Source organism: Vibrio sp. Y29_XK_CS5, from assembly GCF_024181835.1.
GTDB lineage: Bacteria > Pseudomonadota > Gammaproteobacteria > Enterobacterales > Vibrionaceae > Vibrio > Vibrio harveyi.
Map to the genome: position 1 here is coordinate 83,171 of NZ_JAMZAM010000008.1, position 11,637 is coordinate 94,807.

The window sequence follows — 11,637 nt, forward strand, 5'->3', positions numbered from 1 at the left end:
CTTATCGAGAGACTCGGATATACTAGCTCTATACCTTCCTTGCTAGATAGGCGTGCCTATGTCAGACAATATTCCAAACGATCCTTTCGCAGATCGTGAATCCAAAAATTACGAAAATCCAATCCCAAGCCGAGAGTTCATTCTTGAGTTTCTAGAAGAAGCGGGCGTACCGATGAATCGCAATGATTTGTTTGAAGCGCTAAAACTTGAAGGTGAAGAGCATTACGAAGGTTTACGCCGTCGACTGCGCGCAATGGAGCGTGATGGTCAGCTCGTATTTACGCGCCGTCAGTGTTACGCGTTGCCAGAAAAACTTGAGATGGTGAAAGGTTACGTAATTGGTCACAAAGATGGCCATGGTTGGGTTCGTCCAGAAGGCAGTGTCGGCAAGGATAATGACATTGTACTGCCGCATCACCAGATGAAGCACATCATCCACGGTGACTACGTGTTGGTGCAACCAACTGACAACAGCAAGCGTGGTCGTCGTGAAGGTCGTCTTGTTCGTGTTTTAGAAGAGCGTAACACGCAGATCGTGGGGCGTTTCTTCCTTGAATACGGCTACTCATACGTTGTGCCAGATGACTCTCGCATTAGCCAAGATATTCTGATCCCAAATGAGCACAAAGCAGGTGCTCGTATGGGTAACGTGGTCGTTATTGAGATTACTGATCGCGGCTCTCGCTCACGTGGCATGATGGGTAAAGTGGTTGAAGTTCTTGGTGAGAACATGGCGCCGGGCATGGAAACGCAAATAGCAATCCGTACCCACCAAATTCCACACGATTGGCCAGCAGCCGTCGATAAACAGATCGAAAATCTGGGCGAAGAAGTTCCAGAAGAAGCAAAAGAAGGCCGTGTCGATCTACGTGACTTGCCGCTAGTAACCATTGATGGCGAAGACGCTCGTGACTTTGATGATGCTGTTTACTGTGAGAAGAAAAAGAGTGGCGGTTGGCGCCTATGGGTCGCAATTGCTGACGTAAGTTACTACGTGCGTACAGACTCTGCGCTGGACAAAGAAGCCATCAACCGTGGTAACTCGGTATACTTCCCATCGCAAGTTGTGCCAATGCTACCTGAAGTGCTATCAAACGGTTTGTGTTCACTTAACCCTCAGGTTGATCGCTTGTGTATGGTATGTGAGATGACCATCTCTGACACCGGTAAGCTATCAGGCTATAAACACTACGAAGCTGTGATGAACTCGCATGCGCGTCTGACTTACAACAAAGTGGGTGCGATTCTAGAAGGGGATGAAGAGCTGCGCATGCGTTATCACGCTGTCGTTCCTCACCTTGAAGAGCTGCACGCGATGTACAAAGTACTTAAAGAAGCGCGTGATAACCGTGGTGCGATTGAATTCGAAACCGTTGAAGCTAAGTTTATCTTCAATGCGGATCGTAAGATTGAAAGCATCGAGCCGGTAATTCGTAACGACGCACATAAGATCATCGAAGAATGTATGATCTTAGCGAACATCGCTTCAGCGTCTTACGTTGAGAAAGCAAAAGAGCCAGCGTTGTACCGTGTTCACGAATCTCCGGGTGAACTGCGCCTGCAGGGGTTCCGTGATTTCCTCAGTGAGCTAGGTCTGGATCTGAAAGGTGGTTTAGAGCCATCACCAACCGATTATGCAGATTTGGTAAAACAAATCGCAGAACGTCAGGACAAAGAACTGATTCAAACTATGTTACTGCGCTCAATGAAGCAAGCGGTATACAACGCAGACAATGCCGGTCACTTTGGTCTAGCGCTGAAACGTTACGCGCACTTCACGTCGCCAATTCGTCGTTACCCTGACCTGTTGCTGCACCGCGCAATCAAGTACCTGATTGCTAAAGAAGAAGGTCGCAACCAAGATCGTTGGACACCAACTGGCGGTTACCACTACTCGTTTGACGACATGGACTTCTACGGTGAGCAATGTTCGATGACAGAGCGCCGTGCAGACGACGCAACTCGTGAAGTGGCAGATTGGTTGAAGTGTGAATACATGCAAGACCATGTTGGCGACGAGCTGGATGGTGTTATTGCCAATGTAACCAGCTTTGGTTTCTTTGTTCGTCTGACGGAACTGCATATCGATGGTTTGGTGCATATTTCAACGTTAGCGAACGACTACTACCAATTTGATCCTATTGGTCAAAGACTTATCGGCGAAAGCTTCGGTAACATCTATCGCCTAGGCGATGCGGTAAAAGTGAAAGTGCTTGCGGTTAACTTAAATGACAAGCAAATTGACTTTGAATTAATCGAAACAAGCCGTAAGCTACGCGGCAAAGGTAAGACTGCGAAGAAACGCGCAGCGGATGCCAAACGCAAAGCGAAAGAGAAAAAACGTGCGGCAACCAAAGGCGGCACTCGTGCAATACCTGCGATTGAACCAACCAAGCGACCAGAATCTGCTGAAGCAGAAAAACCTCGCAAAAATGGAGCAAAACGCAGTGACACTGAAGGTGCTAAAAAGCCGAAGAAAGCACGCAAGAAAAAGCCACACAGTAAGCCGAGAAAGACTAAGCGTACTAAGAGCGACGCTGAGTAGGCTGAATCGCCAATCTAGTCTGGATTTAAAGGGGTAGATTGGCGCAGGCAATATGACCAGAACAACAGGTTAAACAATGAGTAACGAATTTATCTACGGCATTCACGCAGTGAAGGCGGTATTGGAGCGCGAACCAGAGCGTTTTATCGAAGCATTTGTACTAAAAGGTCGTCAAGACGATCGCCTAATGCCAATTTTAAATGACCTTCAGGTATGTGGTGTTTCGATTCAGCAAATGACACGTAAAACCTTGGATGACAAAGCGCGTGGCGCAAACCACCAAGGCATCATCGCTCGCGTGAAGCCAGCGAAACAGCTGAACGAAAACGACATCGATGGCATCCTAGCGCAGCACGAGTCACCGCTACTATTGGTGTTGGATGGCGTGACGGATCCGCATAACCTAGGGGCTTGTCTACGTAATGCCGACGCAGCTGGCGTAGCAGCGATCATTGTACCGAAAGATCGCTCTGCACCGATGAACGCAACTGTAAGCAAAGTAGCTTGTGGTGCAGCAGAAGTCGTGCCATTGATCCGAGTGACCAACTTGGCTCGTACTATGCGTACACTGCAAGAGCAAGGCATCTGGTTTGTTGGTACGGCGGGCGAAGCGACGCACGATATTTACCAAGCAAAACTAACGGGTCCTCTTGCTATCGTAATGGGTGCAGAAGGTGACGGCATGCGTCGTCTGACTCGCGAAACCTGTGATGATTTGATTAAGATCCCAATGGCAGGTAGCGTTTCAAGCTTGAACGTATCTGTGGCATCTGGCATTTGTTTGTTTGAAGCGGTTCGTCAGCGTATTGCTGCAAAGTAATTGCTAAATAAATTTCTAATAAACAAATAGTTACTACAAAGTCAGACACAATGATAAAAACAAAGGATGGGGTGCCATCCTTTGTCGTTTTCACCGATTTATAAATAAAAATCTTCAGGGAAGTTATGACTCAACAAGACATTAAATTCATTGCCTTCGATCTTGATGGTACGTTGCTTGATAGCGTGCCAGATCTCGCGGTAGCGGCTGACCAAGCAGTACAAGCGCTTGGCTTTCCATCGGTTTCAGAAGAACAAGTTCGTGACTATGTTGGCAACGGCGCAGATGTGCTGATTGGACGCTCATTAAGCCAAAGCCTGACTATCAACCCTGAACTGAGCGAAGAGCTTCGTGCAAAAGCGCGTGTACTGTTTGATGACTACTATGATAAAAGCGGTCACAAATTAAGCCACCTTTACCCAACGGTAAAAGAAACACTGGAAGAGTTACACAAAGCCGGCTTTGTTATGGCATTGGTAACCAACAAGCCTTCGAAGTTTGTGCCTGATGTTTTAGAAAAGCACGACATCGCAAAATACTTCGTTGATGTTCTTGGCGGTGATGCATTTCCAGAGAAAAAACCAAACCCAGTCGCACTGAACTGGCTGATGGAAAAACACCAAATCCAACCTAGTGAAATGTTGATGGTCGGCGACTCGAAGAACGACATTCTCGCGGCAAAGAATGCAGGCTGTGCCTCATTTGGTCTGACTTATGGTTACAACCACGGTGAGTCTATCTCTGCATCAAATCCAGATTTTGTCGCTGACAGTTTGGCAGAATTATTGGACGTTGTAGCGGTTTCTGCATAACGGCTACAAAAGAGCTTCCAAAATACTCGTTAATGAGTACACTGAGTAAACCGTGCACCTATTACTGCACGGTTTTTTTCATTTAATTAGATTAAGAAGTCAAAGGAATCATTCTAATGAGCAAACCCATTGTATTGAGTGGTGTTCAACCTTCAGGTGAACTAAGTATCGGTAACTACTTGGGTGCTCTACGTCAATGGCAGCAGATGCAAGACGATTATGATTGCCAATACTGTGTGGTAGACCTTCACGCGATTACGGTTCGTCAGGACCCTAAAGCGCTGCATGAAGCGACTCTAGACGCACTGGCGATCTGTCTGGCAGTTGGTGTTGACCCGAAGAAGAGCACGCTATTTGTTCAGTCACACGTACCAGAGCATGCTCAACTTGGTTGGCTTCTTAACTGTTACACCCAAATGGGTGAACTGGGTCGTATGACGCAGTTTAAAGACAAATCTGCACGTTACTCAAACGACAGTTCGAGCCAGTTTGGTGATGTAAACGTTGGTCTGTTTGACTACCCAGTACTGATGGCGGCAGACATCCTGCTGTACGGCGCACACCAAGTGCCTGTAGGTAGCGACCAGAAGCAACACCTAGAGCTAGCGCGTGATATTGCTAACCGCTTTAACAACATCTACTCACCAGAGCAGCCAATCTTCCAAGTGCCAGAGCCTTACATTCCGACGGTAAATGCGCGTGTAATGAGCCTTCAAGACGCAACCAAGAAGATGTCTAAATCTGATGACAACCGTAAGAACGTTATCACGCTGTTGGAAGAGCCTAAGTCGATCATTAAGAAGATCAACAAAGCGCAAACCGACACAGAAACGCCACCGCGTATCGCTCACGACTGGGACAACAAGGCAGGTATCTCTAACCTAATGGGTCTGTACTCTGCGGCAACAGGTATGAGCTTTGAAGAGATTGAAGCAAAATACCAAGGCGTTGAAATGTACGGTCCATTCAAGAAAGACGTTGGTGAAGCGCTGGTGACTATGCTTGAGCCAATTCAGGCTGAATACCACCGCATTCGTGCTGACCGTGCTTACATGAACGAAGTGATGAAGCAAGGCGCTGAAAAAGCATCGGCACGTGCGGCTGAAACGTTGAAGAAAGCGTACGAAGCTGTAGGTTTTGTCGCTCGCCCATAGATAAAATTCGAATACAAAAAAGCTCCACCATTAGTGGAGCTTTTTTTATGCTTATTTTCTGGAAGAGGCTTCTTCCTCGCAACGTGCCATATTGTAGTACTCGGCACGTCCTCGTGGTCCTGCAAACCATGCTTTTATAACAAAACCGCGTTCCGTGAAGTAACGCAGATCCTCGCATGCGATTTGATAGCTTGATTCGGTAATCGAAACTGGATCCCAAGCGTAACGCGAGAATCGCGGCAACTGAGCGGTGAAAGTAATCATCCCCTCATCACTTACATCAAAGTGTTCATACTGGTTAAGCTCGGCTTTAGCGTTCTCAATTAAGTGTTGGGTTGTGTTCGGCTTTAATGGTTGGCTTGTCTTGAGTTCGTCTGGGATGGCTTGGCATCCAGCAAGAAATACCGAGCAAGCGAGAGTTAGCGCAACTGGTTGAAATCGTCTCATTTTCTGTCCTGTTTGTAATATGAGTTTTTATGGATATCCTGCTGCGTTGTTATAACCCCTGATTATCAAATTGACTAGGTGTTAGTGTCGAAAATAATGATTAATTTATAAAATCAGCCATTAAAAGGAGAATGATTCGCAATAAAATAAAGAAAATGAACCACTAAATTAGCAAGTGTTGATGTTTATTGCTCGAAAAATGACCTAAGTAATATACGAAACAGCCTTGTTAAAACCATTATTAATATTTTGCTTAACATTATGGGAAATATAAAACTGAGTAATTGATCTAATTTTACATATTTAAAGTTATTGTTAATTCTGTTAACAACAAAATCTGTTGAATGTATAAAACACCTCATAATAATAACTAAATATTTGTGAAACATTTCTCAATTAGCATGCCTTTTACTTTTCTTTTTGCATAAAAAAGAGAGATTTATCTAGTTAATAAATGAATCAAGTTGAACTGTGATCTTCCTCACAAGGAATAGGTCAGGAGACTTTTCGCGCTCAAAACTTACCGATTAAACACTCAATAGTATTGGTTAAATAAACGCCAGAGCCCAGTTTGACATATAGAACGAAATTCCATTTGAAATTAAATACAACAAGGAAATAGGCATGCTGAAAAGAAATGCAGTGGCTATAGCGATCTCTTCGCTATTTATGGCGACAGCGGTCAATGCTGCGACCATATATGAAGATGACAACGGAGACTTTCTAAAACTGTATGGCGAAGTGGGTGTTGGCGGACATGTTGGCGCAAACTACGAATACGGTGAATTTTACACTGATGAAAAAAGCTACATCGATGACTCTTTCGCTACGTTAGGCGTCAAAGGTAAGCGAGACAAAATGCACTACCGTCTAGAGCTAGATTATGAACGTGAGAACTGGAAGTACGGTTCTGGCGATCTAGTTCTAACCATCGATAAATTATTTGTTGGCTACGATGTGTGGGAAAACCAGTACATTGAAGCCGGTCTGACGGATACAGCATTTGATGATTACGATAAGTGGGGTGACTTCACTTTTGATACAACTGTAGAAACTGGTGAAGCTGGTGACCAAGACGTAACAATCAAATACGAAGGTCGTTACTTTGATGATGTAAAAGTCGGTGCTTCATACACTTACGGTGGTAAGTCTTCATCTGGTTCTGAGCTGGGTGACATTGTGAACGGCTACATTGGCTACTTTGGCGATAGCTTCTCAGCTGTTGTTGGTTTAGAAGGTCGCGGTGGTTCTGATGGTAAGTCGAAGTACGGTGAACAACGTTTGGTTGGTTTTGGTATGCGTTACGCAGTTAACGACACCATTCACTTAGGCTTCAACGCGTTCTACGAAGAAGAAGATATTGCTCGCAAAGAAACGGTTGTCGATAACACCGATAAAGAGAACAAGCAAAGCATCTTCAATGATTACCAGACCCAAGAAAACCAAGGTGCTTTGGTTTCTGCGAAATACATTTTCACCAAGCAGTGGGAGCTAGTGGGCTCTTACAACTACGAAGAATATGAAGCGTGGGATCCAAGCAGTGATGTTTGGGATGGTAAGCGATACAGCTGGGGTACAAGCCGCACATGGGGCACGCTAGGCGTGAACTACAAACCAACCAGCTCAAGCATTATTGCGCTTGAAATGAACGCTGGTGATGCTGCTCAAGACGCTTACGCTTATGCGCGCGTTTACTTCTAACCCACGATAGAGAGATTTCCCATGAATAAAAAAATGACCCTACTCGCGGGTGCGATTAGTAGTGTGCTAAGTGGCGCAGCATTTGCGGATATTAACGACATCATTATTTCTGAGTATGTTGAAGGCTCGGCATCAAATAAAGCCGTCGAAATTACCAACATAGGCTCTGCAGCACATACCTTTGACGGTACACTGTCGCTGTACTACTCGTCTTACAAAAACCAGATTAAAGATAAAGATGGTAACAACGTACTGAAAGGTAAGGACGGTAGAACTTTACAACCTGGTAAGAGCATCGTTGTTATTAATGGTGACGCGGGTGCTGAAATGCGAGCGTTCATTGAACGTTTGGGCGGTAAGGATGTGACAGTTGTTGCTGGTACTTACGATGAAGTAAAACACTCAGCAATGAACTTCAACGGTGATGACGCAGTGTGGTTGGGTACAAGCTCAGCGGAAGCGGACATTAAGGATATCTTTGGTACTTACGGTTACAAGGGCGATAAGCTTTGGGATGACCGAAGCATGCGCCGTAAAGCAGGTTCAACACAAGCGACGACATATGATGAATCTCAGTGGGACAAGTTTGCAAAAGACGACTTCGGTGGTCTTGGTGATCCTACTGCAGTAAATAACGATCCAATTACACCACCAGAAAACACGCCATGTGCTGATGCTGCAGGCAGCCTTTCTTACAAAACCATTGGTGAAGTGCAAGGTGAAGGTTATTCATCGCCTCTGATTGAGTCTGGTTACGAGTCGGCAGACGAGTACTTAGTGACAGGTGTTGTGAGTGCGGTAACTACGAATCTAGTGAAGGGTTTCTTCCTTTACGACAATAATGCTGATGGTAATGTTAAGACATCAGACGGTGTGTTCGTTCAGACGAAAGGCGAGCTGTCTCAAGACATGGTTGGTCAACAAATCTGTGTTCGTGCCAAAGTAAAAGAGAACTATGGTGTAACAACACTGATTCCAACGAATGACATTTGGGAAGTAGAAAACGCTTCTCAGGTACCACCAACGCCAGTTGATATGGTTCGTATCGATAGCGATGATGAAAACTTCCGTTCGACACTGGAACGTCTAGAAGGCATGCCTGTTCGATTGGTGAAAGATATGGATGCAACCGAAGATGGCGAGCAGAACATGCGTGTTTCTCGTTCGTTCAGCTTTGATTTTGGTAGCTTCCGTAACAACATGGTATTGGCATACAAGCGTCCAAACCCACAGCCAAACCAAGATCATGTAGCAGGCAGCGCAGAATCTCTGGCACAAAAAGCAGAAAACAAAGACTTCCGTGTTTATGTTGATACCGATGCTAAAGCACCAAATGGTCAAATTCCTTACTACCCAGATTTCTTTGCTGATCCAAAGAAAAACTACATCCGCATCAACGACTCTGTCGTTGGTTTAGAAGGTGTTCTGCATTACTCGTACAACGAGTTCCGTTTGATCCCAACGAATACGGTTGATAGCAAAGCGTTCATCCACAATACCGATCGAACTAAAGCGCCTTCGATCAAGGAAACAAACGATGCGTACTCTGAGGCTGATTCATTCAACATTCGTATCGCAACACAAAACGTACTGAACTACTTCAACTCACCATATGGCGGTTCTGATAACAGCTTTGGTGACAACCGTGGTGCTGAATCACAGCTGGACTTTGATCGTCAACAAGCCAAGATTGTAGAAGCAATTTACGGTCTAGATGCGGATATCGTTGGTTTGATGGAAATCGAGAACAACGGTTTCGGTGACTTTGGTGCAATCAATGAATTGCTTGCCGCAATCAATGCGAAGTACGACGATGAAGATTACGGTGACCGTAATAAGTCAAACTCTATCCACAACCGTTACGTGTTCGTTGGTTTTGATAAAAACGGCGACACCATTCTGGATGACCAAGATACGGTCGGCTCTGATGCGATTACTACAGGTATTATTTACCGCCCATCAAAAGTCTCTGTGATCTCTGGTCAAGTTATCCCGATGCCAAGTCAACATGCACCAATGATCGTCGATGAAAACGGTGCTCCAATCACAGACAGCAAAGGTGAAATCCGTGAGAGCGGTGATAACTACCAACGTAATACGGTAGCGGCTACTTTCCAAGTCTTGAACACAGGTAAGCGTCTAACGGTTTCGGTAAACCACTTGAAATCTAAAGGTTCGACTTGTTACGAAGATTGGAAAGGTTGGGAAACATGGGAAAAATTCGATCCTTCAAAAGATAATGTGAAGAGCGATGGTGACTTCCAGGGTTCTTGTGAGAACTTCCGTGTTGCTGCGGCTTACCACCTAGGTGAAGAGATGGCGAAGATCGAAGGTGACAAAGTAGTTCTTGGTGACATGAACTCTTACGCACACGAAGATCCAATGCTGGTTCTAACGTCTAACCCAACAGGTAAAACTCTGACTGCAGCGGGTTACACCTTCATTGGTAAACTGCCTCAATTTGGTCCAGAAGGCAAAGTCATTACTAAGACTTACGGTTACATCAACGCGGTTGATCGAATGATGCCTGCAGGCGAAACGGCTTGGAGTTACTCATACAATGATGAAGTGGGCTCGTTGGATCACCTATTGATCTCTGGTTCACTAGAGAAGCGCTTAATTGATGCTGTTGATTGGCACATTAATGCGCCAGAGTCGTCACTGTACGATTACAACAGCAAGTACAAGGGCGGTGATACGAATGAACCAAACCCATTCTACTCACAAGACCCATACCGTTCGTCTGACCACGATTCTGCTCTCGTTACACTAGGCTACAAGTACGGTGAGGCTGGTGAGCGACTTGTGACAATCACAACGAAGAGCGGTCGCGCAGATATCGGTTACGCAGTTCCAGCGACGGCTCAAAAGGGTGATGTAGCAACCTTGTCTATTTCTCCTGTTCCGGCTGATGCTCCAGCACTACCAAAAGTGACACTGGATAAAGATGGTGCGCAAATGGTGATGTTTGATTCAGCAAAACTACCAGTTGGTAAGTATGAGCTGACGATGACTCTGAACAACGAAACTTCAGGTGTTGTTAACCAGAAAGTGACGGATGTGGAGTTTATTAAACGTGATTCAAGCAATGTGAAACCTGTTCACCCAGAAAAAGATGGTTCTGGTGGTTCATTTGGCTTTGGCGCGCTACTTGCGATGCTAGGTCTAGGCTTCCTACGCCGTCGTCGCTAAGCGAATTTATTTCCTGACAAACAGTTCCTAAATAGCTGTAAAAACCAAAGGCCAGCCTATGCTGGCCTTTTTATTCAGCAAAAACTTGCCTTTCTTGCTTGGTATAGCAAAATACCGCCCTTGATTGTCACGAACGTGGCGATTCACCACTTAAGCATTGCCAAAACGGATTGGAGCAACCGACCTTTTATGTTGTTGATCATCGATAACTACGACTCTTTTACCTACAACCTTTACCAATACTTCTGCGAACTTGGTGCAGACGTAAAGGTGGTGCGTAACGATGAAATCGACATCCAAGGCATTGAGGCGCTCAACCCAACTCATTTGGTGATCTCTCCAGGTCCCTGTACCCCTAACGAAGCGGGTATCTCTCTACAAGCTATCGAATGCTTTGCTGGTAAGTTACCAATCTTAGGCGTTTGCCTTGGTCATCAGGCGATTGCGCAGGTGTTTGGAGGGGAAGTGGTACGTGCTCGACAAGTGATGCACGGCAAGACATCACCAATTCGTCACAACGGTCGCAGTGTGTTTAAAAACCTTAATAACCCACTTACGGTAACCCGCTACCACTCTCTCGTGGTGAAAAACGGCACATTACCTGATGTGTTTGAATTGACCGCTTGGACTGAACTGCCTGACGGAGCCATGGACGAAATCATGGGTTATCAGCATAAAACCCTGCCAATTGACGCGGTACAGTTCCATCCTGAGTCGATTAAGACAGAACAAGGTCACGAACTGCTTGCGAACTTTCTTGCGCGCAAAGCGATCTGATCGCGATCACCTTTCTTAACAAATTCTTCATGTTTTTCGCCTGAGAATGGGAATGCAAAACTATGCGTTCTGTCTATTTGGTGGCGGCTATTCATTTTTCTCCTTTCTTTCTAAACCTTGCTATACATAACTTTTATAAAAAATCGCTTCTCTATTTGCGTTTCTTGGTGCATAAATAATCATAGATAG

Annotated in this window: 8 protein-coding genes; 7 read left to right on the forward strand and 1 reads right to left on the reverse strand. The window is 45.3% G+C overall.

Annotation, left to right across the window (positions count from 1 at the left end; all coding sequences use genetic code 11):
• The first annotated feature begins 58 nt into the window (after positions 1 to 58).
• From rnr to trpS, 4 genes are all read left to right on the forward strand, one after another.
• Positions 59 to 2,545 (forward strand): ribonuclease R, encoded by a 2,487-nt coding sequence (gene rnr, locus NL647_RS24160; protein WP_005451428.1) that lies wholly within the window; start codon positions 59 to 61, stop codon positions 2,543 to 2,545.
• Positions 2,546 to 2,621: 76 nt separating this feature from the next.
• Positions 2,622 to 3,365: a 23S rRNA (guanosine(2251)-2'-O)-methyltransferase RlmB gene (rlmB, locus tag NL647_RS24165; protein WP_005451431.1), complete on the forward strand. Its 744-nt coding sequence runs from the start codon at positions 2,622 to 2,624 to the stop codon at positions 3,363 to 3,365.
• A gap of 125 nt (positions 3,366 to 3,490) precedes the next feature.
• A complete protein-coding gene (locus tag NL647_RS24170; RefSeq protein ID WP_017190936.1) occupies positions 3,491 to 4,177 on the forward strand; it encodes a phosphoglycolate phosphatase in 687 nt (228 codons plus the stop codon).
• Positions 4,178 to 4,293: 116 nt separating this feature from the next.
• Positions 4,294 to 5,331, forward strand: coding sequence for a tryptophan--tRNA ligase (gene trpS, locus NL647_RS24175; protein ID WP_005432761.1), 1,038 nt, complete (start codon positions 4,294 to 4,296; stop codon positions 5,329 to 5,331).
• 51 nt (positions 5,332 to 5,382) lie between these two features.
• On the opposite strand, the gene NL647_RS24180 is transcribed toward trpS, so the two are convergent.
• Positions 5,383 to 5,778, reverse strand: a complete 396-nt coding sequence (locus NL647_RS24180; RefSeq protein ID WP_005451435.1) for a hypothetical protein — start codon at positions 5,776 to 5,778, stop codon at positions 5,383 to 5,385.
• 624 nt (positions 5,779 to 6,402) lie between these two features.
• Here NL647_RS24180 and NL647_RS24185 point away from each other — a divergent pair.
• The 3 genes from NL647_RS24185 (at position 6,403) to NL647_RS24195 (ending at position 11,448) form a co-directional block, all read left to right on the forward strand.
• Positions 6,403 to 7,479 (forward strand): porin, encoded by a 1,077-nt coding sequence (locus NL647_RS24185; RefSeq protein WP_009699971.1) that lies wholly within the window; start codon positions 6,403 to 6,405, stop codon positions 7,477 to 7,479.
• A 21-nt stretch (positions 7,480 to 7,500) separates the two neighbouring features.
• Positions 7,501 to 10,671, forward strand: coding sequence for an ExeM/NucH family extracellular endonuclease (locus tag NL647_RS24190; RefSeq protein ID WP_253650743.1), 3,171 nt, complete (start codon positions 7,501 to 7,503; stop codon positions 10,669 to 10,671).
• Positions 10,672 to 10,860: 189 nt separating this feature from the next.
• Positions 10,861 to 11,448 (forward strand): aminodeoxychorismate/anthranilate synthase component II, encoded by a 588-nt coding sequence (locus tag NL647_RS24195; RefSeq protein ID WP_050922681.1) that lies wholly within the window; start codon positions 10,861 to 10,863, stop codon positions 11,446 to 11,448.
• The last annotated feature ends 189 nt before the right edge of the window (positions 11,449 to 11,637 follow it).